General features: G+C 70.9%; 20 protein-coding genes. 15 read left to right on the top strand and 5 right to left on the bottom strand.

What is annotated here, in order from left to right; all coding sequences use genetic code 11:
* Positions 1 to 85 precede the first annotated feature (85 nt).
* From GA0070617_RS25190 to GA0070617_RS25155, 8 genes are all read left to right on the top strand, one after another.
* Positions 86 to 1,324 (top strand): PspC domain-containing protein, encoded by a 1,239-nt coding sequence (locus GA0070617_RS25190; protein WP_373868396.1) that lies wholly within the window; start codon positions 86 to 88, stop codon positions 1,322 to 1,324.
* 2 nt (positions 1,325 to 1,326) lie between these two features.
* On the top strand, positions 1,327 to 2,013 hold the full coding sequence (locus tag GA0070617_RS25185; RefSeq protein WP_091443703.1) for a response regulator: 687 nt from the start codon (positions 1,327 to 1,329) through the stop codon (positions 2,011 to 2,013).
* Between the two features lie 182 nt (positions 2,014 to 2,195).
* The gene (locus GA0070617_RS25180) at positions 2,196 to 3,407 is read left to right on the top strand and encodes a thioester domain-containing protein (RefSeq protein ID WP_175440652.1); all 1,212 of its coding nucleotides are present in this window, start codon (positions 2,196 to 2,198) and stop codon (positions 3,405 to 3,407) included.
* A gap of 796 nt (positions 3,408 to 4,203) precedes the next feature.
* Positions 4,204 to 5,841 (top strand): peptide ABC transporter substrate-binding protein, encoded by a 1,638-nt coding sequence (locus GA0070617_RS25175; protein ID WP_091443696.1) that lies wholly within the window; start codon positions 4,204 to 4,206, stop codon positions 5,839 to 5,841.
* Between the two features lie 144 nt (positions 5,842 to 5,985).
* A complete protein-coding gene (locus GA0070617_RS25170) occupies positions 5,986 to 6,912 on the top strand; it encodes an ABC transporter permease (protein ID WP_091443692.1) in 927 nt (308 codons plus the stop codon).
* A gap of 63 nt (positions 6,913 to 6,975) precedes the next feature.
* Positions 6,976 to 7,959: an ABC transporter permease gene (locus GA0070617_RS25165; RefSeq protein WP_091443689.1), complete on the top strand. Its 984-nt coding sequence runs from the start codon at positions 6,976 to 6,978 to the stop codon at positions 7,957 to 7,959.
* 26 nt (positions 7,960 to 7,985) lie between these two features.
* Positions 7,986 to 9,008 carry an ABC transporter ATP-binding protein gene (locus tag GA0070617_RS25160; RefSeq protein ID WP_091443616.1) on the top strand — a complete coding sequence of 341 codons (1,023 nt, stop codon included), beginning with the start codon at positions 7,986 to 7,988 and terminating at the stop codon, positions 9,006 to 9,008.
* Positions 9,001 to 10,014 (top strand): ABC transporter ATP-binding protein, encoded by a 1,014-nt coding sequence (locus GA0070617_RS25155; RefSeq protein WP_091443611.1) that lies wholly within the window; start codon positions 9,001 to 9,003, stop codon positions 10,012 to 10,014. Before GA0070617_RS25160 ends, GA0070617_RS25155 begins: the two co-directional genes overlap by 8 nt.
* 268 nt (positions 10,015 to 10,282) lie before the next feature.
* Here GA0070617_RS25155 and GA0070617_RS25150 read toward each other — a convergent pair whose 3' ends face one another.
* Positions 10,283 to 10,645, bottom strand: coding sequence for a chorismate mutase (locus tag GA0070617_RS25150; RefSeq protein ID WP_091443607.1), 363 nt, complete (start codon positions 10,643 to 10,645; stop codon positions 10,283 to 10,285).
* A 323-nt stretch (positions 10,646 to 10,968) separates the two neighbouring features.
* Between GA0070617_RS25150 and pcrA the strand changes: the two genes are divergently transcribed.
* Complete coding sequence (gene pcrA, locus GA0070617_RS25145; protein ID WP_091443604.1) at positions 10,969 to 13,404, top strand: DNA helicase PcrA; 2,436 nt, start codon at positions 10,969 to 10,971, stop codon at positions 13,402 to 13,404.
* A gap of 30 nt (positions 13,405 to 13,434) precedes the next feature.
* Here the strand turns inward: pcrA and GA0070617_RS25140 are convergent, their stop codons facing one another.
* Positions 13,435 to 14,268, bottom strand: coding sequence for a M23 family metallopeptidase (locus tag GA0070617_RS25140; protein ID WP_091443601.1), 834 nt, complete (start codon positions 14,266 to 14,268; stop codon positions 13,435 to 13,437).
* A 274-nt stretch (positions 14,269 to 14,542) separates the two neighbouring features.
* A complete protein-coding gene (locus tag GA0070617_RS25135) occupies positions 14,543 to 15,259 on the bottom strand; it encodes a M23 family metallopeptidase (protein WP_091443597.1) in 717 nt (238 codons plus the stop codon).
* 436 nt (positions 15,260 to 15,695) lie between these two features.
* Between GA0070617_RS25135 and icmB the strand changes: the two genes are divergently transcribed.
* The 3 genes from icmB to sucD all read left to right on the top strand — a co-directional run bounded on the left by icmB (position 15,696) and on the right by sucD (position 18,577).
* The gene (gene icmB / locus GA0070617_RS25130) at positions 15,696 to 16,100 is read left to right on the top strand and encodes a coenzyme B12-dependent isobutyryl CoA mutase small subunit (protein ID WP_091443594.1); all 405 of its coding nucleotides are present in this window, start codon (positions 15,696 to 15,698) and stop codon (positions 16,098 to 16,100) included.
* A 408-nt stretch (positions 16,101 to 16,508) separates the two neighbouring features.
* Positions 16,509 to 17,687, top strand: coding sequence for an ADP-forming succinate--CoA ligase subunit beta (gene sucC, locus GA0070617_RS25125; protein ID WP_091443589.1), 1,179 nt, complete (start codon positions 16,509 to 16,511; stop codon positions 17,685 to 17,687).
* Positions 17,688 to 17,689: 2 nt separating this feature from the next.
* Entirely contained in the window at positions 17,690 to 18,577 is an 888-nt protein-coding gene (sucD, locus tag GA0070617_RS25120; protein WP_091443586.1) for a succinate--CoA ligase subunit alpha, read from the top strand.
* Positions 18,578 to 18,617: 40 nt separating this feature from the next.
* Here sucD and GA0070617_RS25115 read toward each other — a convergent pair whose 3' ends face one another.
* On the bottom strand, positions 18,618 to 18,878 hold the full coding sequence (locus GA0070617_RS25115) for a hypothetical protein (protein WP_091443582.1): 261 nt from the start codon (positions 18,876 to 18,878) through the stop codon (positions 18,618 to 18,620).
* A gap of 196 nt (positions 18,879 to 19,074) precedes the next feature.
* On the opposite strand from GA0070617_RS25115, the gene GA0070617_RS25110 reads away from it, so the two are divergent.
* Positions 19,075 to 20,577 carry a cell division protein PerM gene (locus GA0070617_RS25110; RefSeq protein ID WP_229688559.1) on the top strand — a complete coding sequence of 501 codons (1,503 nt, stop codon included), beginning with the start codon at positions 19,075 to 19,077 and terminating at the stop codon, positions 20,575 to 20,577.
* A gap of 56 nt (positions 20,578 to 20,633) precedes the next feature.
* Here the strand turns inward: GA0070617_RS25110 and GA0070617_RS25105 are convergent, their stop codons facing one another.
* Complete coding sequence (locus tag GA0070617_RS25105; RefSeq protein ID WP_091443578.1) at positions 20,634 to 21,176, bottom strand: DUF4190 domain-containing protein; 543 nt, start codon at positions 21,174 to 21,176, stop codon at positions 20,634 to 20,636.
* Positions 21,177 to 21,484: 308 nt separating this feature from the next.
* Here GA0070617_RS25105 and purN point away from each other — a divergent pair, with 308 nt between their 5' ends.
* Positions 21,485 to 22,105 carry a phosphoribosylglycinamide formyltransferase gene (gene purN / locus GA0070617_RS25100; protein ID WP_091447327.1) on the top strand — a complete coding sequence of 207 codons (621 nt, stop codon included), beginning with the start codon at positions 21,485 to 21,487 and terminating at the stop codon, positions 22,103 to 22,105.
* Positions 22,102 to 23,673, top strand: a complete 1,572-nt coding sequence (gene purH, locus GA0070617_RS25095) for a bifunctional phosphoribosylaminoimidazolecarboxamide formyltransferase/IMP cyclohydrolase (protein ID WP_091443575.1) — start codon at positions 22,102 to 22,104, stop codon at positions 23,671 to 23,673. Before purN ends, purH begins: the two co-directional genes overlap by 4 nt.
* The last annotated feature ends 2 nt before the right edge of the window (positions 23,674 to 23,675 follow it).

Here is a 23,675-nt window from a genome sequence, read left to right as displayed (position 1 = left end):
GTAGCCGGTCGTCCGGGCGTGTGACGATCGGAGCACGCGCCGCTCGGACGGCGTACCCGTGACCAGGGAGTTTCCGATCACTACCGTGACCCAGCCACCGCGCCTGTACCGGGCACCGGAGCACCGGATGGCCGCCGGGGTGGCCGCCGGCCTCGCCGACCACCTCGGCATCTCGGTGCTGCGGGTCCGGATCGCGTTCATGCTGCTGCTCGGGCTGAGCGGGCTCGGCCTGCTGCTCTACGCCGCCTTCTGGGCGGTGGTGCCGCTGCGGCCCGGTGACACCGCCGTACCGGCTCGACGCGACCTCCACCAGCTCCTGCCGTTCGTACTGATCGGCCTGTTGGTCCTGATGGTCCAGGTGTTCGTCTTCGACTCGGTCGGCGCGGCCGGCACCGCCGGCTGGCTGGTGGCGATCATCGCGGTCGGGGCCGGGGTGATCTGGCACCAGTCCGCCCCGGAGCGACGCCGCCAGTGGGGCGATTCGATGCCGGTGCCGTGGTTGGGCGCGGTGGTGGAGGAGACCGACCGGCGGGCCTTCGTGTTGCGCTTCATCGGCGGCGGGGTCCTGGTCGCGGTGGGCATCATCGGGGTGGCCGCGGTCTACTCCCCGGCGCAGAACTTCGACGCGGTGCTCAACGGCGTGATCTTCGCCCTGGTCGGGCTGGCCGGGGTCGGCGTGGTGGCGGCGCCGGTGCTCTGGCGTACGTTCAACCAGCTGCGCTCCGAGCGCGAGGGCCGGATCCGGGAGCAGGAACGCGCCGAGCTGGCCGCCATGGTGCACGACCAGGTACTGCACACGCTGGCGTTGATCCAGCGCAACGCCACCGACACCAAGATGGTGCAGCGGTTGGCCCGCGGGCAGGAGCGGTCCCTGCGCAGCTGGCTCTACAAGCCGACGGCGTCGCCGAGCGAACGGTTCGCCGCCGCCCTGGAACAGGCCGCCGCCGAGGTGGAGGACACCTTCGCGATCACCGTGGAGACGGTGGTGGTGGGGGACCGGGCGACCGACGAGAAGGTGGCGGCGCTGGTGGCGGCGGCCCGGGAGGCGTTGGTTAACGCCGCCCGGCACGCCGGGGTGCAGACCGTCTCGCTCTACGCCGAGGTGGAGCCGGAGCAGGTGAGCGCCTTCGTCCGGGACCGGGGCGCGGGCTTCGACCTCGACGGCGTGGAGAATCATCGGCACGGGGTCCGGGGTTCGATCATCGGACGGATGAAGCGGCACGGCGGCCGGGCGGAGATCCGTACCGGGCCGGGAGAAGGCACCGAGGTCCGGTTGATCATGCCGATGTCCCGGGACTCGTCACCAGCGGAGAGGGACAGTTGACCATGGCGGATCAGCCGATGGAACCGGTCGAGCAGGCGGAGGCCCGCCCCGAGCGGCTACGGGTCTTCCTGGTCGACGACCACGCGATGTTCCGGGCCGGTGTCCGGGCCGAGCTGGGCGTGCACGTCGAGGTGGTCGGAGAGGCCAGCACGGTCGCCGAGGCGGTCAGCCGGATCGCGGCCACCGCGCCGGACGTGGTCCTGCTCGACGTGCACATGCCCGACGGTGGTGGCCGGGCCGTGCTGGAGGCGATGCGCCGTACCCATCCCCAGGTGCGTTTCCTGGCGTTGAGCGTCTCGGACGCCGCCGAGGACGTGATCGGTCTGATCCGGGCCGGGGCGCGGGGGTACGTCACCAAGACCATCTCGCCGGACGAGTTGACCGCCGCGATCCGTCGGGTGGCCGACGGTGACGCGGTGTTCAGCCCCCGGCTGGCCGGTTTCGTGCTGGACGCCTTCGCCGCCCGGCCGGACGCCCCGGTCGCCGACCCCGAGCTGGACCAGCTCACCAACCGGGAGCGCGAGGTGCTGCGGCTGCTGGCCCGGGGGTACGCGTACAAGGAGATCGCCAAGGAGTTGTTCATCTCGATCAAGACGGTGGAGACGCACGTGTCGAACGTGCTGCGCAAACTCCAGATGTCGAACCGCTACGAGCTGTCACGATGGGCCGCCGACCGGCGTCTCGTGTGATCGTTTTTGGCGTACGATCCGGGCAAAGGTGAGATACCTCTACTTCCGGGGCTGACAAGCGTCCCTCGGGCGGTCGATAATGCCCCGTCGCGTTCTCGCGTGCGGGTGCATCCCCGCGGGGACGGCGGCGTCGCTCAACCCGCCCGAGCGGGTCACCCCTGCGGGAGAGGTACACGAATCTGATGTTCGGACAACGAGGACTGCGCTGGGCGCGGGTCGCCGCCGCGACCGTCGTCGGCAGTGCGCTCGCGCTCGGCGCGGCCAGCCCCGCCGCCGCCGAGGAGCCGGTCACCGGCAAGGCCAAGCAGGTACCCCGCACCGAGGTCACCCTCCAGCTCAACAGCAAGCCGGAGACCACCTCCGCGCTGGAGCTGAAGATCGGGGAGCAGACGGTCCCGGTCTTCTGCATCGACTTCCACACCCCGGTCGCCCTGAACAAGAACTACGAGGAGGGCACCTGGGACGAGTCCCAGGTGAAGAACCTCGGCAAGGTGCAGTGGGTGCTCACCCACGGCTACCCGAACGCCGACGCCGACGCGCTGCTCGCGGCGGCCGGCGCCGAACTGCCCGCCGACCTCAGCCCGGTACGTCGCCAGACGGTGCTGTACTTCGGCACCCAGACCGCCGTCTGGCACTTCAGTGACGGCATCCGGCTGGCCAACCGGGCCAACCGTCCGGAGCTGACCCGGCCGATCGAGTACACCGCGATCAAGAAGATCTACGACTACCTGATCACCAACGCCACCGACCAGCCCGAGCCGAAGGCCGAGCTGAGCATCGACCCGAAGGACGCCGAGGCGACCGCCGGAGCGAAGGCGGGTCCGTTCACGGTGCGTGGTCCGGCCGGTGACATCACGCTCGCGGTCGACGGCGGCACCGCCGTGGACGCCGAGGGCAAGCCGGTCACCTCGGTGGCCAACGAGGGTCAGTTCTGGCTGACCCGCGACGACGCCGGGAAGGTCTCCGTCACCGCCTCCGCCGACGAGTCGGTCTCCTTCGGCCGGGTGTTCCTCTTCCCCGGTGACAAGAACAAGCACCAGAAGTTGATCCTCGGCGGCAGCGCCGGCTCGAAGATCACCGCCAAGGCGGAGGCGACCTTCACCGCCGCGCCGTCGGAGTCGCCCTCTCCGACGCCGAGCGAGTCGCCGTCGGAGTCGCCGGTCCCGTCGCCGACCCCGTCGGAGTCGACCTCGGCCTCGCCGTCGGAGTCCGCGTCCCCCTCGGCCCCGGTGGCGAGCCCGGCCCCGTCGACCTCGCCGGTGAGCGGCGGCAGTGACCTGCCGCTTACCGGTTCGCCGATCGCGGTGGCGGCCAGCGCCGGGGTGCTGCTGCTCGCGGTGGGCGGGCTCACCGTCCTGCTGCTGCGTCGTCGCAAGCTGCGCTTCACCGCCTGACGGCGGCTGTAGTACCTGTAGTACCGCCTGGCGGCGGTCAACCACCGTCGTACCGTCCGACGGCCTCCGGCCCCGGCATCCGCACGTGGATGCCGGGGCCGGACCCGTTCCACGCCTGTCGATGCGGCCGAGGTCGGGGCGGGCGGGGGGCGACGGTGGTCTTGCCGGAGGTGCTGTCGCTCAGCGTGGCCGCCCGAGTTCCGGTAGTTCCGCCCAGCGGCACCATCGGCCGCCACCCCTATCCCTCTGCCGGTGAGTCGACCATGACCGCTCGGCGCGTCGTTGCTCCACCGGACGGACATTAATTCCTGGCTCGGCGGCGGCTGAGGAGGCCTCGTACTGAGGAGTAGGTCACCCTTCGGTGCCGCTTGGCGACCCGCTGAGGCGGTCCGATCTGACCGAGTTTTCCCAGCTCAGAGGGGGTGTCTTAGGGGGTTTCATGATCTTTTTTCAAGTATCGGACGCGTGCCGACCAACTAACGTCTTGATAACGGCACCTTCACGGAAGCGGCAGGTGGGTGTCACAGTTGCAACACCTCGGCCCCCTTGCGCGAGGCGCCTCACTCGGCATGCCGGCCGCGGAACGCTCCTGATCGAAGCGCTTCGTGGCCGTCTGTCCTGTGCGGCGTCGACCGTGAACGGGGGCAGTGGCCCGGCGGATCGGAGCATCAGGGGTGTCCCGATTTCCAGCGGAAAACCGGCGACCGGTGTGGTATGGGATCGCCGGGCGGTATACCCCCCACAACGTGCGTGAAACCCACGACGGCACCAGGTCAGAAAGAGGAGGCCCCTCCGAATGAGAGTCTCGAAGCGGGCGAGCAGCGTGGTCGCGGTGGGCGCGGCTTTCGCGCTCGTCGCGTCCGGCTGCTCCAGCGACAGCGATAGCGGCGAGGGCGGCAACAGCGCCGACGGCGCGATCACCATCCACGGCGTCCAGCCGGAGAACCCGCTGGTGCCGTCGAACACCACCGAGACCGGCGGCGGCAAGGTCGTCGACTGGCTCTGGACCGGCCTGGTGGAGTACCCGAACGACGGCAGCGCCCCGCGTAACGCCGTGGCCGAGTCGATCGACACCACCGACTCCAAGGTCTACACGGTCAAGATCAAGCAGGACACCAAGTTCCACGACGGCACCGTGGTCAAGGCCAAGAACTTCGTCGACGCCTGGAACTGGGCCGCGTACTCGCCCAACGGCGCCCAGAACGGCTCGTTCTTCGCCGACATCCAGGGCTTCGACGACGTCAACAAGCAGGACCCGGACGGCGAGGGCCCGCAGAAGGCCCCCGAGCCGACCGCCGAGACGATGTCCGGCCTGAAGGTCGTCGACGACTGGACCTTCGAGGTCACCCTGGCCGCGCCGACCGCCGTCTGGCCGACCAAGCTCGGCTACTCGGCGTACATGCCGCTGCCGGACGCCTTCTTCACCCAGAAGGCCGAGGACTTCGGACGCAAGCCGATCGGCAACGGCCCGGTCAAGTTCGTGTCCTGGGAAGACGACGTCCTGATCAAGCTGACGCGCTTCGACGACTACAACCTGCGCGACAAGATGAAGATCAAGGACGTCGACGTCAAGCTCTACCAGAGCGAGGACAGCGCCTACGCCGACCTGGTCTCGGGCAACCTCGACTGGACCGAGCAGGTCCCGGTCTCCGCGCTGGCGGGCGACAAGTGGAAGGGCGACCTCGGCGAGCGGGCCATCACCACCACCACCCCGATCACCGCGTTCATCGCCTTCCCGATCTACGACGCGCGGTACAAGGACGTCAACCTCCGCAAGGCGGTCTCGCTCTCGATCAACCGCCAGGAGATCGTCGACAAGATCTTCTTCGGCACCCGGCCGCCGGCGAAGAGCTGGGCCAACCCGCTCGCCCCGGGCACCGTTGACGGCAACTGCACCGTCTGCGACTACAACCCCGACGAGGCCAAGCGGCTCTTCGCCGCCTCCAGCGGCTTCGAGGGCGAGATGGTCTTCTACTACAACGCCGACTCCAGCCACAAGGAGTGGATGGAGGCCGTCGCCCAGCAGGTCAAGACCACCCTGGGCATCGAGGCCCGGGCCGAGGGCATGCCGACCTTCGCGGTCTTCCGCCAGGCGATCAACGCCAAGCAGATGAAGGGCCCGTACCGCGCCGCGTGGCAGCAGGACTACCCGGACATCGAGAACTGGATCAACCCGCTCTTCGTGACCGGTGGTTCCTCGAACGACGGTGGCTACAGCAACCCGCAGGTCGACGCGCTGGCCAAGGACGCGGGCGGGCAGGCCGACATCAACGCCTCGCACGCCAAGTTCGCCGAGGCCGTCAAGCTGATCGACCAGGACGTGCCGAGTCTGCCGATCTACTACTACGCCAACCAGGGCGGACACTCCGAGAAGATCAAGAAGCTCGAGGTCACCGCGGTCGGTGAACTCGACATCACCTCGGTCGAGCTCTGATCCCAGCACCTCAAGCCCCGGGTCGGGCTCACATATCCGTGAGCCCGGCCCGGGGCCGTTCCGCGCGGGACACCATCCCGCTCCCGCGCGTTGTCACCACCCGTGTCGGCCGTCCGACGCGTTCCTTCCTTGGAGGACCACCCCATGGGCCGTTATCTGGTGAGGCGGCTGCTCCAACTCGTACCGGTCTTCATCGGGACGACGTTCCTGATCTACTGGCTCGTCTGGTCCGTGCCCGGTGACCCGTTCGCCGGCAAGTGCGGCGAACGGCGCTGCCCCGAGCAGTACGTCACCTACATGACCGAGAAGTTCCATCTCGACCAGCCGCTCCTGGTGCAGTACGCGAACTACATGCGCAACCTGCTCACGGGCGACTTCGGGGAGACCTTCAGTGGTCGGTCGGTGAACGACATCATCGCCACGGCGTACCCGAACACGCTGAAGTTGGCGCTCGTCGCCCTGGCGATCGAGGCGGTCATCGGCCTCGTCGCCGGCGTGCTGACCGGTCTGCGCCGCAACGGCTTCCTGGACAACCTGGTCCTGGTCTCCACCATGTTCCTGATCGCCCTGCCGATCTTCGTCATCGGTTTCGTGCTGCAGTGGGTGCTCGGGTTCCAGCTGAAACTCATCAGCACCACGGTCTCGTCCGAGGTGAAGTTCTCCGAGCTCATCGTGCCGGGCTTCGTGCTCGGCAGCGCCTCCATGGCGTACGTGGCCCGGCTGGCCCGCACCAGCATCGCGGAGAACCGCCGGGCCGACTACGTGCGGACCGCCATCGCCAAGGGCCTGCCGATGCGCCGGGTGGTCGGTGTGCACCTGCTGCGCAACTCGCTCATCCCGGTGGTCACCCTGCTCGGCACCGACCTCGGTGCGCTGATGGGCGGTGCCATCGTCACCGAGGGCATCTTCAACGTCAACGGCATCGGCCGGCAGGTCTACCGGGCGATCACCACCAAGGAGAGTGCCACCGTGGTCTCCATCGTGGTCGTCCTGGTGGTCATCTACCTGGTGATGAACCTGCTGGTGGACCTGCTCTACGCAGCCCTGGACCCGAGGATCCGCTATGAGTGAGTTCCGCGAACGAACCGTCGTCGTCGGGCCCCGTGCCGACGCCGAGCGCAGTGAGGTGGCGGCATGAGCGACCCGCACTCCGCACCCATCGTCTCCACCCCGCCGTCGACCGCCCCGACGGAGGCCGGCTCCGGTGCTCCGACCGACGCCGGCCTGCCGGAGAACGCCCGCAAGAACAAGCCGCGCGGGCTGTTCGGTGACGCCTGGCGCGACCTGCGCCGCAAGCCGATCTTCTGGATCTCCTCGACGCTTATCGTCTTCTTCCTGGTACTCGCGGCCTTCCCCTGGCTGTTCACCTCGAAGGACGCGGTCAACGGCGCGCTGAGCAACAGCCTGGTGCCGCCGTCGGGCGACGCCTGGTTCGGCTACGACGTGCAGGGCCGGGACGTCTACGCCCGGGTGATCTACGGTGCCCGCGCCTCGATCATCGTGGCGTTGAGCGCGGTGGCCGGCACCCTGCTGCTCGGCGGGATGATGGGCATGGTCGCCGGCTACCTCGGTGGCTGGGTGGACGCCGTGCTCTCCCGGATCGCCGACGTCTTCTTCGGCCTGCCGTTCGTGCTCGGTGCGATCGTCATCCTGACCACCTTCAACGGGGTGGGCTCGGAGAACGGCAAGTGGGAGATCATGGGGCTGGTGACCCTCTCCCTGGTGGTGCTGAGCTGGCCGGTCTCCATGCGGCTGATGCGCTCCTCGGTGCTGGCCACCAAGGAGGCGGACTACATCGTCGCGGCCCGCGCCCTCGGCGCGAGCACCGGACGGATCATCTTCAAGCACCTGCTGCCGAACTGTCTCGCCCCGCTGCTGGTCTACGGGACGATCATGGTCGGCTCCTTCATCGGTGCCGAGGCCACCCTCTCCTTCCTCGGCGTCGGCCTGAAGAGTCCGGTGGTCTCCTGGGGAATCATGATCAGTGAGGCGCAGAACTACCTTCGGGTCTCACCGTTCCTGCTCTTCTTCCCCGCCGGGTTCCTCGTCACCGCCGTACTGAGCTTCGTGATGCTCGGCGAGGCGGTCCGTGAGGCCTTCGATCCGAAACTCCGCTAGGGGAGGTTGAGTTGTCCGACATTCTCGTGTCCGAGCAGTCCACGCCGGGAGCCGGCGAGCGCCCGTCGGGCCGCCTCCTGGAGGTCGAAGACCTGCGGGTGGAATTCCGTACCCGGGACGGCGTTGCCAAGGTCATCAACGGGGTGACGTACCACGTCGACGCGGGGGAGACCCTCGCCGTGCTCGGCGAGTCCGGCTCCGGCAAGAGCGTCACCGCGCAGGCCGTCATGGGCATCCTCGACACCCCGCCCGGCTTCGTCACCGGCGGTCAGGCCCGCTTCCACGGCAAGGACATGCTGGCCATGTCCTTCGAGGAGCGCCGGAAGATCCGTGGCGAGGGCATCGCCATGATCTTCCAGGACGCGCTCTCCGCGCTGAACCCGGTCTTCACCGTCGGGTTCCAGATCGCCGAGCAGTTCCGGTTCCGCCGGGGCATGAGCCGCGGCGACGCCAAGAAGCGCGCCATCGAGATGCTCGACCAGGTCAAGATCCCGAACGCGGCGAGCCGGTTCAACCAGTACCCCCACCAGTTCTCCGGCGGCATGCGGCAGCGCGCGATGATCGCGATGTCGCTGGCGCTGGACCCGGAGGTGCTGATCGCCGACGAGCCGACCACCGCGCTGGACGTGACCGTGCAGGCCCAGATCATGGACCTGCTCGCCGAACTCCAGCGGGAACGGCAGATGGGCCTGATCCTGATCACCCACGACCTCGGCGTGGTCGCCGACGTCGCCGACCGGATCGCCGTCATGTACGCGGGCCGGATCGTCGAGGAAGCCGACGTGTACGAGCTGTACGCCAAGCCGGCGCACCCGTACACCCTCGGCCTGCTCGACTCCATCCCGCGGATGGACGAACGGGGCCAGCAGCTCCGTACGATCAAGGGTCTTCCGCCGAACCTGATGAACATCCCGCCGGGCTGCCCGTTCAACCCGCGCTGCCCGATGGTGCAGCCGGTGTGCCGGGAGAAGGTCCCGCCGCTGCTGCAGCTCGGCCCGACCCGGGCCAGCGCCTGCCACTTCGCCGAGGAGCTGGTGAGCCGTGACTGAGAACATCCTGGAGATCCGGGACCTGGTCAAGCACTACCCGGTCACCCGTGGAATCGTCTTCAAGAAGACCATCGGCCAGGTCAAGGCCGTCGACGGGGTCTCCTTCGAGCTGAAGGCCGGGGAGACCCTCGGCCTGGTCGGCGAGTCGGGCTGCGGCAAGTCGACGCTGGCCCGGGTGCTGATGAACCTGGAGAAGCCGACCGCCGGCGGAGTGTTCTACAAGGGCCAGGACATCTCCACCTTCTCCGGCGGCGCGCTGCGCCGGCTGCGGCGGCAGATCCAGCTGGTCATGCAGGACCCGTACACCTCGCTGAACCCCCGGATGACCGTCGGTGACCTGATCGGCGAGCCGTTCGAGATCCACTCGGACGTCGCGCCGAAGGGCAGCCGTCGGGACAAGGTCAAGGAACTGCTGGACCTGGTCGGCCTCAACCCGGAGCACATCAACCGGTACCCGCACCAGTTCTCCGGCGGCCAGCGGCAGCGGATCGGCATCGCCCGGGCGCTCGCCCTGCGGCCCGAGATCATCGTCTGCGACGAGCCGGTGTCGGCGCTGGACGTGTCGATCCAGGCCCAGGTGATGAACCTGCTGGAGAAGCTCCAGGACGAGCTGGGCCTGTCGTACGTCTTCATCGCCCACGACCTGTCGGTGGTGCGGCACCTCTCCGACCGGGTCGCGGTGATGTACCTCGGCAAGATCGTGGAGATCGGCACCGAGGACGAGATCTACGAGCGGCCGACCCACCCGTACACCCAGGCGTTGCTCTCCGCGGTGCCGGTGCCGGACCCGACCCTGCGGTCGAACAAGGCGATCATCCGGCTGACCGGCGACGTACCCTCGCCGATCAGCCCGCCGTCGGGTTGCCGGTTCCGGACCCGCTGCTGGAAGGCGCAGGAGATCTGCGCCGAGCAGGTGCCGGCGCTGGAGGTCCGGGACGGCTCGGACCATCCGAGCGCCTGCCACTTCGCCGAGAAGCGCGAGATCGTGGCCAGTCACGAGGCGTGACCCACGCCACGGCCGTCTGTCGAGCCGCCGTCCGACGTCACCCCTGACGCCCGGACGGCGGCTCGCCCGTTTCCGACCCGGCCCCCGTGGCCCGCCCGGCCCGTGTCGTCCGCCCGGCCCGCCCGGCCCACATCGTCCGCCCGGCCCGCGTCGGCACCGCCTTATTCACGTCGCCCGGCCGTCGGCCCCTGCCCGCCTCGCCCCGCCGGTGCGGGGTCGGTTAGAAGGGGGCCCTTCTATACCGAAAGCGTTAACAGGGGGCCCTTCCTTACAGGGGGCCGCGGCCGGCGCGGAGCAGGAGCAGGGCGAGTTGGGTGCCGTCGGCGCCGAGGGCGAGCCGGAAGCGCTCCAGGATCTCCCGCTCGCGGGAGAGCACCAGCCGGGTGCCGCCGGAGGCGATCCGGGTCGCGCCGACCTGCTGCGACAGGCCGGCCCGCTCCTGCCACAGCTCGATCAGGGTCCGGTCGATCTGGTCGATCCGTTCCCGGATCTCGACGATCCGGGCTGCGGCCGCCGGCTCGTCGGTGCCGGTGCCCGGGCTCGCCGGATCGGTCTGCGTCGGTGCCGCGTCCGGCGTGTCAGCCGCCGCGCGTGCCACGCCGCCGTTCTGCTCCACCACGTCTGTCATCATCGTCGTACCCCTCGGACGTCGGGCCCGGTGTCCGGATCCCGGAACAAAAAGCCCCGGGCTCCTGTGAGCCCGGGGCTTTTCGTAGGTCTGGTTGATCAGGCGCGACCCACGGCTGCCGGACTCCCGGTGCCGTAGTAAAAGTAGAAGCGCTGACCCAACACGTCGTCGAGTATGCCGTCGCCGCCGGTCCGGCGCAAGCAGCCCCCGACCCGGTCCACCAGCCGGGACGCGGGCGGCCCGGGTACTGCCGCGGTGGCGTCGCCGGGCGGTGGCAGCCGCCTTGTCCGGGAAGTGTCCGGGGGTCGGCATAGACTCGCCGTGCGATGCATCCTCTCTTCGACATTCCCGCGTCCCCGTCCGCGCCAGCGCCCGAGCCCATGCCGCCGCGCCGGTCCGGGCCGCCCGCCCGGCTTGATCCACAGGCCCTGGTCGAGGGCCTCAACGGGCCCCAGCGTGACGCGGTCACGCACGCCGGCTCACCGCTGTTGATCGTGGCCGGGGCCGGGTCGGGCAAGACCCGGGTGCTCACCCACCGGATCGCGTACCTGCTCGCCGCGCGCCAGGTGCATCCCGGCGAGATCATCGCGATCACCTTCACCAACAAGGCCGCCGGCGAGATGAAGGAACGGGTCACCGACCTGGTCGGTCCGCGCGCCCGGCTGATGTGGGTCTCCACCTTCCACTCCGCCTGCGTACGCATCCTGCGCGCCGAGCACCAGCACGCCGGCCTGAAGTCGACCTTCTCGATCTACGACGCCGACGACTCCCGGCGGCTGATGCAGTTGGTCACCCGCGAGTTGGATCTCGACCCGAAGCGTTACCCGGCGCGCGGGCTGGCCGCCCAGGTCTCCAACCTCAAGAACGAGTTGGTCGATCCGGAGGAGTTCGCCGGGCGGGCCAAGGGCCCCAACGAGCGGGCTCTCGCCGAGGCGTACACGCTCTACCAGCGGCGACTGCGTGAGGCGCACGCGCTGGACTTCGACGATCTGATCATGACGACGGTGCACCTGCTCCAGTCGCACCCGCACGTCGCGGAGGGCTACCGCCGCCGTTTCCGGCACGTCCTGGTCGACGAGTACCAGGACACCAACCACGCCCAGTACACCCTGATCAAGGAGCTGGTCGCCGGCACCGAGGGGATCGAGCCGGCCGAGCTCTGCGTGGTCGGCGACGCCGACCAGTCGATCTACGCGTTCCGGGGTGCGACGATCCGCAACATCCTGGAGTTCGAGCGGGACTTCACCGACGCCCGGACGATCCTGCTGGAGCAGAACTACCGCTCCACCCAGACCATCCTGAGCGCGGCCAACGCGGTGATCGACCGGAACACCTCCCGCAAGCCCAAGCGCCTGTGGAGCGACGCCGGGGCCGGCGAGCAGATCGTCGGGTACGTCGCCGACACCGAACACGCCGAGGCGGACTGGGTCGGGCGGGAGGTCGACCGACTGGTCGACGAGCACGCCGCCCGCCCCGGTGACGTGGCCGTCTTCTACCGCACCAACGCCCAGTCGCGGGTCTTCGAGGAGGTGTTCATCCGGGTCGGCCTGCCGTACAAGGTGGTCGGCGGGGTGCGCTTCTACGAGCGCAAGGAGGTCCGCGACGCGCTGGCGTACCTGCGTGCGGTGGTCAACGACGACGACACGGTGAGTCTGCGCCGGGTGCTCAACACCCCACGCCGGGGCATCGGTGACCGGGCCGAGGCGTGCGTGGAGGCGCTGTCCGGCCGGGACCGGATCTCCTTCGGCGCGGCGCTGCGCCGGGCCCGGGAGGCACCGGGGATCTCCAGCCGGGCCGCCAACGGCATCGCCGACTTCGTCGCCCTGCTCGACGCCGCCCGGGAGTTGGCCGAGACCGGCACCCCGGAGGAGGTGCTGGAGTCGGTGCTCACCCGTTCGGGCTATCTGACCGAGCTGGAGGAGAGCCTGGACCCGCAGGACGCCGGCCGGGTGGACAACCTCCAGGAGCTGGTGAGCGTTGCCCGGGAGTACACCGAGCGGGTCGAGGCCAGCGGCGCCGAGGACGAGCGGGCCACCCTGGCCGGTTTCCTGGAGCAGGTCGCCCTGGTCGCCGACGCCGACCAGATCCCCAAGCCGCCCGAGGGCACCGAGGCCGACGACGACACCCCCCACCAGGGTGTGGTCACCCTGATGACCCTGCACACCGCCAAGGGGCTGGAGTTCCCGGTGGTCTTCCTGACCGGGCTGGAGGACGGCGTCTTCCCGCACCTGCGCTCGCTGGGCGACACCCGGGAGTTGGAGGAGGAGCGCCGGCTGGCGTACGTCGGCATCACCCGGGCCCGGCAGCGGCTCTACCTGTCCCGGGCGGTGACCCGGTCGGCCTGGGGTCAGCCGGCCTACAACCCGCCGTCGAGGTTCCTGGAGGAGCTGCCGCCGGAGCTGGTCCGCTGGGAGCGTACCGAGGGGTCGTACACCGCCTGGGGTGGTGGCGGCGGTGGGGTCGGCGGCCGGGCGGACCGCCCCGGCGGCTTCGGCGAGCGCACCGGCGGCTTCGCCGGGGGCACCCCGAAGGCGGCGCAGCTGGCCAAGCGGCTCGGGGTCGACGGCAGCCGGCTGGCCACGGCCAGCGAGCTGCCCCAGGGCCCCAAGGTCGCGACCGGGGACCGGGTGAACCACCAGCGGTACGGCCTGGGCCGGGTGCTCGCCGTCGAGGGGCACGGCGCGGGTGCCCGAGCCCAGATCGACTTCGGTGACCAGAAGATCTGGCTGGTGCTCCGGCACGCGCCGATCGACAAGCTCTGACCGCTCCGTCGAGGGCCGGGCCCGCGACGGTCAGCAGCCGAGGTCCACGCCGCGTTCGCGCATGAACGGGGCGGGGTCGAGCTGGTTCCACAACTGTCCCTGGTGTACCTCGAAGTGCAGGTGCGGGCCGGTGGAGTCGCCGGTCGAGCCCTCGCTGCCGATCCGCTGGCCGGCGTCGACCGAGGCTCCCACGGCGACCGTCGCCTCGCTGAGGTGGGCGTAGTGGGTCAGGTAGCCGTTGCCGTGGTCGAGGACCACCGAGATGCCGTACCCGGCGAAGTCCCAGCCGGCGTTGACGACCGTGCCGGCGGCGGCGGCCCGGACCGGGGTGCCGGCCGGCGCGGCCAGGTCGATGCCGGCGTGCAGGACGCCCCACCGCGGTCCGTAGCAGGAGGTGACGGAGGCCCCGGGCATCGGGTTGACCCAGCTGGGCTTCGGCGCGCTGGCGGTCTTCGCCCGGGTCGGCTCCGGCTTGGGCTTCGCCGTGGCGGTGGCCTTCCGGGTGGCCTTGCGGGTGGGGGCCGGGGTGCTGGCGCTGGCCGAGGGGGCGGCCGTCGTGGCGCTCGGGGACGGGCTGGCCGTGGTGGGGCTGGGCGTGGGACTGGCCGGTGGAGCGGATTCGCGTACCGATCGGTCGGCGCGGGCGTCGGCCTCGGCGCGGGCGTCGGCGTCGAGCACGACTGCGGTGGGCTGCTGCGGCTCGTCGGCGCGGTTGGCGGTGACCGCGACGCCGGTCAGGCCGAGGCCGACCAGGGCGGCCGCTCCGGTGATCAGCCAGCGGTTACCGGGATGCCACCGGGGCCGCCGGTGCCGGGCCGGGTTGATGTCGAGCTGGTCGTGCGGGACGGGGGTGTCTTCCGGCATGGCGGTGACCTTCCCGGTCGGGGGCGTGGACCGGGAAATACTGGGGGTTGGGGCGGAGCGGTCCCGGGTACGGGGCGGGGGAGAAGTGGCGGGGGGTAAGCGGTCGCCGTCCGGCTATGTCCGAGTGAATACGCTTCTGCCCCGATAAGTGATCATGGGTTACCGTGTCGCTGCTCACATTCGGCGTAGTGACCGGGAACACATCGCTCGGTTGCGGGCCACGAAAAACCGCCCGGATCCGCGGATCCGGGCGGTCATCGGTCGATACGCAGCGTCAGGAGTTCGCCACGTCGCTGTAGAACGCCTCGATTTGCAGCTTGATGTCCACTCCGCGCTCCAGCAGCCACGGCACCGGGTCGAGCGGCTCGCCCTTGACATGCACCTCCAGGTGCAGGTGGGAGCCGTAGGAGTGGCCGGTGTTGCCGACCAGGCCGAGCTGGTCGCCCGCCTTGACCTGCTGGCCCTCCTTGACGCTCACCGCCGAGGAGTGACCGTAGATCGCCTCGCTGCCGTCGGCGTGCTGGACGATCACCGCGTGGCCGTACCCGCCGAACCAGCCGGCCTTGGTGACCTTGCCGGCGTGGATGGCGACGTACGGGGTGCCCTCGGGGGCGACCAGGTCCACCCCGGTGTGCAGCTTGCCCCAGCGCACGCCGTACGGGGAGTTGAAGTCGTAGCCCTGCAGGGGCAGGAGCCAGACCTCCTCCTCGGCGGCCTGGTCGGCACCGCCGCGGCCGCTGTCGCGGGAGGCCCGCTCGGCGGACTCACCACGGGCGGCCAGGTCCTCACTGAGGGCGGAGGACTGACGAAGCTCGTCCAGCACGGACGGGCTGACGCTCTTGGCGTCCGGCAGCGCGCTCGCGCCGAGGGCCACCACACCGGCGCCGACGAAGGCGGTGGTGACGACGGCCGCGTAGCGGCTGCGTGGGGGGGTGGGTACGCGGCGACGACCGCGATATCTATCGGGCTCAGACGACAGGCGCTGGCGCACGCACACCCTCCGTTGTCGGGGATCCGAAGCGGTCGACCGGCGGTCGAGCGGGGGCTCGTGAACGTCGGTGCTCCGCGTCGTCACCCGTCCTAAGACCTGATGACAACCGTGGACACGGTAGCCAACCGCCAGAGGAGTCACAAGCGGGAGCGCCGAAATCCTTGGTGGTTTCTGTCCATATTCGTCCGCTAGTGTGGTATCTCGTCACCTTTACCAACCGCCCTCGTTGTCGCCGTCTGTCGCACAGCGTGACCGTCACCACCCCTTTGTCTCTTTCGCCGTCACCCGGGGCAATGCGAGGATCGACCGCCCGGTCGGCCACCACCTCGGCCGTCCCGCCGGACGGTCGGTCGGCCGCCCGGATTTCCTGGTCCGGGGCCCTCGGGTTACCGTTCGTTAAGGTGAGTGCCGCGGAACCGGTGAAAGGTGTGCGCTGATGAGCTCTCGTATCCGGGTCGTCGTCGCCAAGCCGGGCCTCGACGGCCACGACCGGGGGGCCAAGGTCGTCGCCCGGGCCCTGCGGGACGCCGGCATGGAGGTCATCTACACCGGCCTGCACCAGACGCCGGAGCAGATCGTGGAGACCGCGATCCAGGAGGACGCCGACGCGGTCGGCCTCTCCGTCCTCTCCGGCGCGCACATGACGCTCTTCCGGCGGGTGCTGGAGTTGCTCGACGCCCGCGACGCGCGCGACATCGTCGTCTTCGGTGGCGGCATCATCCCGGAGGCCGACCTGCCCGAGCTGGAGCGGCTCGGCGTGGCCAAGATCTTCACCCCGGGCGCGACCACCGCGTCGATCGTCGAGTGGGTCCGGCAGAACGTCGCCCAACCGGTCGGCTGAGCCATCGGCCCCGACCTGGAAAAGCGCATGGGGGAGGGGCCGAGCGCACCCCTCACACGCCCGGCCCCTCTATGCACGATGCCCCGCCGCCACCCCTCGACCGACAGGGCATCGGCCGTCACCCGTCGTCCCGCTGAGCACCGCCGTTCGGTGAACCCCGAAATTCGGTGAGCTCCAGCGTTCTGACATCTGACTCAACGACGCCCCCGATCAGGGGTTACGCACCCACGCCGAACAACGCCGGTGTGCAGTAGGGCACAACGCGTACCCGCTCGGTTGCCGACGTCGTCCATCTCGCTAGGCTGCGCCCAATGGCCTGTTTCAACTGATGACAGGCGTCAAGATGTTTTCCACAACGCTGGTGGCGGCGCGACGGCGCGCCGCGGAGACGGGACGGGACGCGCAATCGTGGACCTGTACGAGTACCAGGGGCGGGACCTGTTCGAGCGGCACGGGTTGCCCGTGCTCGCCGGCGGCGTAGCCACGACCCCCGAAGAGGCCCACGCGATCGCCGAACGCCTCGGCGGTCGCGTGGTCGTCAAGGCGCAGGTGAAGGTCGGCGGCCGGGGTAAGGCCGGCGGCGTGAAGCTGGCCGAGGGCGCCCAGGAGACGGTGGACCGGTCCACCGACATCCTCGGCATGGACATCAAGGGCCACACGGTCCACAAGGTCATGATCACCGTGACCGCGGACGTGGCCGAGGAGTACTACTTCTCGTACCTGCTCGACCGGGCGAACCGCACCTTCCTGTGCATCGCCAGCGTCGCCGGCGGGATGGACATCGAGCAGGTCGCGGCCGACACCCCGGACAAGGTGGTGAAGGCCCCGATCGACGCCGTCAAGGGCGTGGACGAGGCCAAGGCGCGCGAGATCGTCACCGCCGCCGGCTTCCCGGCCGAGGTCGCCGACCAGGTCGTCGAGGTCGCGGTGGGGCTGTGGAAGGCCTTCGTCGCCGAGGACGCCACGCTGGTCGAGGTCAACCCGCTGGCCACCACCAAGGACGGCAAGCTGCTGCTGCTGGACGCCAAGATCACCCTGGACGAGAACGCCGCCTTCCGGCACCCGGACCACGAGGCCCTGGTCGACCAGGCCGCGGTGGACCCGCTGGAGCAGGCCGCCAAGGAGAAGCACCTCAACTACGTCAAGCTCGACGGTGAGGTCGGCATCATCGGCAACGGCGCCGGGCTGGTCATGTCCACGCTCGACGTGGTCGCGTACGCCGGAGAGCGGCACGGCAACGTCAAGCCGGCCAACTTCCTCGACATCGGCGGTGGCGCGAGCGCCGAGGTGATGGCCAACGGCCTGGAGATCGTGCTCTCCGACCCCGCCGTGAAGAGCGTCTTCGTCAACGTCTTCGGCGGCATCACCGCGTGCGACGCGGTGGCCAACGGCATCGTGCAGGCGCTGGCCCTGCTGGAGCAGCGCGGCGAGAAGGCGACCAAGCCGCTCGTGGTCCGCCTCGACGGCAACAACGCCGAGGCCGGTCGGGCGATCCTCGACGACGCGAACAACCCGCTGATCCAGCGGGTCGACACCATGGACGGCGCGGCCGAGCGGGCCGCCGAGCTGGCAGCTGCGGGGGTCTGACAATGGCTATCTGGCTGACCAAGGACTCGAAGGTCATCGTCCAGGGGATGACCGGTTCCGAGGGTTCCAAGCACACCCGGCGGATGCTCGCCGCGGGCACCACCGTCGTCGGCGGCGTCAACCCGCGCAAGGCCGGCACCACGGTCGACTTCGACGGCACCGAGCTGCCGGTCTTCGCCTCCGTCACGGACGCGATGAAGGAGACCGGGGCCGACGTCACGGTCATCTTCGTGCCGCCGCAGTTCACCAAGGCCGCGGTGGTCGAGGCGATCGACGCCGGCATCGACCTGGCCGTGGTGATCACCGAGGGGGTGCCGGTGCACGACACCGCCGCCTTCTGGGCGTACAACGTCGCCAAGGGCGAGCAGACCCGGATCATCGGTCCGAACTGCCCCGGCATCGCCTCGCCGGGCGCCTCCAACGCCGGCATCATCCCGGCCGACATCACGCCGGCCGGCCGCATCGGCCTGGTCAGCAAGAGCGGCACGCTCACCTACCAGATGATGTACGAGCTGCGGGACATCGGCTTCTCCACCTGCGTCGGCATCGGCGGTGACCCGATCATCGGGACCACCCACATCGACGCTTTGGCGGCCTTCGAGGCCGACCCGGAGACCGACGCCATCGTGATGATCGGTGAGATCGGCGGCGACGCCGAGGAGCGGGCCGCCGAGTTCATCAAGGCCAACGTGACCAAGCCGGTGGTCGGCTACATCGCCGGCTTCACCGCGCCCCCCGGCAAGACCATGGGGCACGCCGGCGCGATCATCTCCGGCTCGGCGGGCACCGCCGACGCCAAGAAGGAGGCGCTGGAGGCGGTCGGCGTCAAGGTCGGCAAGACGCCTACCGAGACCGCCAAGCTGATGCGGGAGATCATGTCCGCCCGCTGACCGGACGACATCTGAGGGAGCCGACCGGCGGTCGGCTCCCTCAGTCGTTCCAGAACGGGTAGTTCCCGGTGGCCCGGAGGATGCCGCTGCCGATGATGTTGATCACGCCGAAGGCGATTGCCAGGTAGCCGAGCACCGGGGACTGACCGAACCGCTTGGCGTCGCGGATCGAGAGGTAACCGAGGACGATGCCGAGGATGCCGCAGCAGATGAGGCCGAGGACGATCCCCAGGATCCCATAGAGCATCGTACGGTCGCGGCCTGCGGGGGCCGGCGGTGGCGGTGCGTACGGAGCGTTCACGGCTTCCTCCGAGCGGTCGGTGCCGCGACGGTGACGGTCGCGTCCTGGGCCGAGGCTAAACCGGATCCGGTACGCCGTACCGGTGGTTCGCCGAACTCGCCACCGTCCCCGTACCGGCCGGTCCCGCCGGAACTCGCCACCGTCGCACCGAGATACCGGACTGCCAGTACGGGCGCGGCATGCCAGAGTAGACGCGATGTCCTCCGTCCCCCCTGATCAGCCACGCCGCCCCGCCGGCTCCGGTGCCGGTGCCCGGCCGACCGAGCGTGCCGGTCGGGGCCGACAGGTGCCGGCCGCCCGCTCCGACGCCACCCGTTCCGACGCCACCCGTTCCGACGCCGCCCGTTCCGATGCGGCCCGTTCCGATGCCGCCCGTTCCGACGTCACCCGTTCCGATGCGGCCCGTTCCGGTGCCGCCCGTTCCGGTGGCGTACCCCGTGCCGGTGACCGGGCCCGGTCCGGCGTGGCACCCCGGTCCGCCGGAGCGCCGTCGAGGAGCGGGGCGGGCCGGTCCGGTGGATCCGGTTCCGCTGGCGGGCGGCCACGGCGGGCACCGCTCGTCGTCGCCGCCGGGGTCGCCGCCGGCTGGGCGGCGCTCACCTCGTACCTGCCGGTCGCGCTGGTGCTCGGGCTGGCCCAGCTCAGCGAGGACGCCGCCGCGGTCACCAAGGCGCTCTCCGCCGGGCTCGCCGGCTGGCTGCTCGGCCACGGGGTGCCCCTGGAGACCGGTACCGGTTCGCTGCGCCTGGTCCCGCTGGCGTTGACCGTGCTGGCGGTCTGGCGGCTGGCCCGGGCGGGCGTACACACCAGCCGGGCGATCGGCGCCCGCAACGCCCGCGCGCCGGGGCAGGCGCTCACCGCGGCGGTCGCGGTGGGCAGCTGGTACGGCCTGCTGGGCGTGCTCGCCGCGCTGCTCGCCGGCACCGGTGGGCTCACCGTGTCGCCGGTACGGGCCGGCGGCACCCTGGCCGTCTTCGGCACGCTGGCCGCCCTGGCCGGCGCGGTACGCACCACGGCCGTCGTCGCGCTGCTCGCCGAACGGGCCCACCCGGTGCTGCGCGACGGGATCCGGACCGGCCTGGTGGCCGGGGTGCTGCTGCTCGGCGCGGGGGCCGGGGCGGGCGGCCTGGCCGTGGCCACCGGTGGTGGGGACGCCGCCGACATGATCGGGGCGTACCGGACCGGGGTGGCCGGGCAGGCCGGGGTGACCCTGGTCAGCCTCGCCTACGCGCCCAACGCCACGGTCTGGTCCACCAGCTACCTGCTCGGTCCCGGGTTCGCCGTCGGCACCGACACCGCCGTGCGGACCAGCGAGGTCTCCGTCGGCGCGCTGCCGGCCGTACCGTTGCTGGCCGGGCTGCCGCGCGGGCCGGTCGACGGATTCGCGGCCGGGTTGCTCGCGGTGCCGGTGCTCGCCGCGATGGCCGCCGGCTGGCTGCTGGCCCGCCGGGTGCTGCGGGCGGCGGCCGACGACCGTACCCCGGTCGGTTGGCTGGCGTTGCTCGGCCCGGCGGCGCTCGCCGGCCCGGTGGCGGGGGCGCTGCTCGGCCTGGCCGCGGTGGCCTCCGGCGGCTCGTTGGGCGGCGGCAGGTTGGCCGAGATCGGGCCGGTGCCGTGGCAGGTGGCCGCGGTGACCACGGCGGTCGTCGCGGTCGGTGCCCTGCTCGGTGCCGCCGCGGCCCGCACCCTTACCCGTTAGTACGACGCAGGGGCGCCCCCGGGCCAGCCGGAAACGCCCCCGCGGGTGTCGGACGCTCAGACCCCGCTCGTCGGGTTCACGTTGAGCACCACGATCGCGATGATCTGCAGGATGCCCAGCACGACACCGACCCCACCGCAGATCAGACCGGTCTTGGCCTGGCCGCCGTTGCTGGCCTGGCCCTGGTCGGCCTTCTGCTTGCCGAGGAAACCGGTGACCAGGCCGGCGATGCCCAGCGGGATGCCCAGGTAGCAGCAGGCCAGCGGGATCGAGGCGATACCGAGGATCATCGCGATCAGACCCAGGGTGTTGTTCTGCCCCGACGGCTGCGGGTACCCGGCGTTGGGGTGGGTGGGGCCCGGGCCGTACGGGGGCTGCTGGCCGTACGGGTCCTGCTGACCGTAGGGGGCCTGCGGCGGCGGCGCGTACGGATCGGGCTGCTGGCCGTAGGGCTGGCCCGAGGTGGGCTGCTGGCCGTAGGGCTGGCCCGAGGTGGGCTGCTGGCCGTAGGGCTGGCCCGAGGTGGGCTGTTGACCGTACGGCTGGCCCGAGCTGGGCTGCTGGCCGTACGGGTCCTGGCCGGGGTTGCCGGGCTGCATGTCGGATTCGCTCCTTGGCTGGATCGCTGTCGGTCGGTGGAACCGATCTGTCAGTACCCGATCGACCGGGAAAACATGACCGTGCGCTGACTCCTGATCGTGCCGGGCCGCCGGGGCCGCCGCCCGGCAGGTGACCGGGCGCTTGTCGAAGACCGGGCGAGCGGCAGCGTACCTGGTGGGGGCGACATTCACCGGCCACGAACCGGACACCGCCCAGCTGATGGACCTGCTCGCCGGACCGATAGGGTGGCCGCGTGACCGACCCCGCGTCCGCCCCCCGGGCGACCGCCCCCGCGTTCGCCGCCCGCGTGACCGACCCCGGCTCCGCCGCCCGCGTCGTCGTCCTCGTCTCCGGTTCCGGCAGCAACCTGCAGGCGCTGCTGGACGCGGGAGCCGACCCGGCGTACGGCGCCCGGGTGGTCGCCGTCGGCGCCGACCGGGACGGCATCGCCGGCCTGGACCGGGCCGCCACGGCCGGGGTGCCGAGCTTCGTCGAGCGGGTGAAGGACCACCCCACCCGTGAGGACTGGGACGCCGCGCTCACCGACCAGGTCGCCCGGCACCGCCCCGACCTGGTCGTCTCGGCCGGTTTCCTCAAGCTGGTCGGCCCGCGGTTCCTGGCCGCCTTCGGCGACCGCTACCTGAACACGCACAACACCCTGCTGCCGGCGTTCCCCGGCATCCACGGCCCCCGGGACGCCCTCGCCTACGGCGTCAAGGTCACCGGGGCCACCCTCTTCTTCGTCGACGCCGGCATGGACACCGGTCCGATCGTCGCCCAGGTCGCGGTGCCGGTGCTCGACGACGACGACGAGGAGACGCTCACCGAGCGCATCAAGGAAGCCGAACGGCGCCAGCTCGTCGAACAGGTCGGTCGGCTGGTCCGTGATGGTTGGACGATCACCGGAAGAAAGGTCACTGTGCCGTGAGTGCCACTGCGGACGAACGCCGCCCCCTTCGGCGGGCGCTGGTAAGCGTCTACGACAAGTCCGGGTTGGCGGAGCTGGCCCGCGCCCTGCACGACGCGGGGGTGGAGCTCGTCTCGACCGGCAGCACCGCGGCGACGATCTCGGCCGCCGGCGTACCGGTGACCGCCGTGGAGACGGTGACCGGCTTCCCGGAGATCCTCGACGGGCGGGTGAAGACCCTGCACCCGAAGATCCACGGCGGGCTCCTCGCCGACCTGCGCAAGCCCAGCCACGCAGGTCAGCTCGACGAGCACGGCATCGCGGGGATCGACCTGCTGGTCTCCAACCTCTACCCGTTCCAGGCCACGGTCGCCTCCGGGGCCAGCGTCGAGGAGTGTGTCGAGCAGATCGACATCGGTGGTCCGGCGATGGTCCGGGCCGCGGCCAAGAACCACGCCTCGGTCGCGGTGGTCACCGACCCGTCGGCGTACCCGGCGGTGCTGGCCGCGCTCGGCGATGGTGGCTTCACCCTGACCCAGCGCCGGGCGCTGGCCGCCCGCGCCTTCGCCGACATCGCCGAGTACGACATCGCGGTGGCGAACTGGTGCGCGGCGCAGCTGGCCCCGGCCGAGCAGGAGTGGCCCGCCTTCACCGGGCTGGGGCTGCACGCCGACCGGACCCTGCGTTACGGGGAGAACCCGCACCAGGCGGCGGCGCTCTACACCGACCCGGACGCTCCGGCCGGGCTGGCCCAGGCCGAGCAGCTGCACGGCAAGGAGATGTCGTACAACAACTACGTCGACGCCGACGCGGCCTGGCGGGCGGCGAACGACTTCGCCGACCAGCCGGCGGTGGCGATCATCAAGCACGCCAACCCGTGCGGCATCGCGGTCGGCGCGGACGTGGCCGAGGCGCACCGCAAGGCGCACGCCTGCGACCCGCTGAGCGCCTTCGGCGGGGTGATCGCGGTGAACCGGGCGGTCACCGTCGAGCTGGCCGAGCAGATCTCGGAGATCTTCACCGAGGTCGTGGTGGCCCCGGAGTTCGCTCCCGAGGCGGTCGACGTACTGCGGGCCAAGAAGAACCTGCGGCTGCTGCGCGCCCCGGCCTGGCAACCGCCGGCGGCCGAGTGGCGGCAGGTGAGCGGCGGGCTGCTGGTGCAGCTGGCCGACCGGGTGGACGCCCCCGGCGACGACCCGGCGAGCTGGCGGCTGGCCACCGGCGAGGCGGCCGACGAGGCGCTGCTGCGTGACCTCGTCTTCGCCTGGCGGGCGGTGCGGTCGGTGAAGAGCAACGCGATCCTGCTCGCCGCCGACGGGGCAACCGTCGGGGTGGGCATGGGCCAGGTCAACCGGGTCGACTCGGCACACCTGGCGGTCAGCCGGGCCGGGGCCGAGCGGGCCCGCGGTTCGGTGGCCGCCTCGGACGCCTTCTTCCCGTTCGCCGACGGGCTGAAGATCCTCGCCGACGCCGGGGTCCGTGCGGTGGTGCAGCCCGGCGGCTCGATCCGCGACGAGGAGGTGGTGGCCGCCGCGAAGGAGGCCGGCCTCACCATGTACCTCACCGGCACCCGGCACTTCTTCCACTGACC

This window comes from Micromonospora yangpuensis (genome assembly GCF_900091615.1).
GTDB lineage: Bacteria > Actinomycetota > Actinomycetes > Mycobacteriales > Micromonosporaceae > Micromonospora > Micromonospora yangpuensis.
Note: the sequence above shows the minus strand (reverse complement) of the source record. Positions and strands in the feature narration are given on the sequence as shown.

What these genes read in the sequence shown, in the direction of transcription:
- GA0070617_RS25185 (WP_091443703.1), top strand. Translation starts at nt 1,327, where the DNA reads ATGGCGGATCAGCCGATGGAACCGGTCGAGCAGGCGGAGGCCCGCCCC.
- GA0070617_RS25180 (WP_175440652.1), top strand. Translation starts at nt 2,196, where the DNA reads ATGTTCGGACAACGAGGACTGCGCTGGGCGCGGGTCGCCGCCGCGACC.
- GA0070617_RS25175 (WP_091443696.1), top strand. Translation starts at nt 4,204, where the DNA reads ATGAGAGTCTCGAAGCGGGCGAGCAGCGTGGTCGCGGTGGGCGCGGCT.
- GA0070617_RS25170 (WP_091443692.1), top strand. Translation starts at nt 5,986, where the DNA reads ATGGGCCGTTATCTGGTGAGGCGGCTGCTCCAACTCGTACCGGTCTTC.
- GA0070617_RS25165 (WP_091443689.1), top strand. Translation starts at nt 6,976, where the DNA reads ATGAGCGACCCGCACTCCGCACCCATCGTCTCCACCCCGCCGTCGACC.
- GA0070617_RS25150 (WP_091443607.1), bottom strand. Translation starts at nt 10,645, where the DNA reads ATGATGACAGACGTGGTGGAGCAGAACGGCGGCGTGGCACGCGCGGCG.
- pcrA (WP_091443604.1), top strand. Translation starts at nt 10,969, where the DNA reads ATGCATCCTCTCTTCGACATTCCCGCGTCCCCGTCCGCGCCAGCGCCC.
- GA0070617_RS25140 (WP_091443601.1), bottom strand. Translation starts at nt 14,268, where the DNA reads ATGCCGGAAGACACCCCCGTCCCGCACGACCAGCTCGACATCAACCCG.
- icmB (WP_091443594.1), top strand. Translation starts at nt 15,696, where the DNA reads ATGAGCTCTCGTATCCGGGTCGTCGTCGCCAAGCCGGGCCTCGACGGC.
- sucD (WP_091443586.1), top strand. Translation starts at nt 17,690, where the DNA reads ATGGCTATCTGGCTGACCAAGGACTCGAAGGTCATCGTCCAGGGGATG.
- GA0070617_RS25110 (WP_229688559.1), top strand. Translation starts at nt 19,075, where the DNA reads ATGTCCTCCGTCCCCCCTGATCAGCCACGCCGCCCCGCCGGCTCCGGT.
- GA0070617_RS25105 (WP_091443578.1), bottom strand. Translation starts at nt 21,176, where the DNA reads ATGCAGCCCGGCAACCCCGGCCAGGACCCGTACGGCCAGCAGCCCAGC.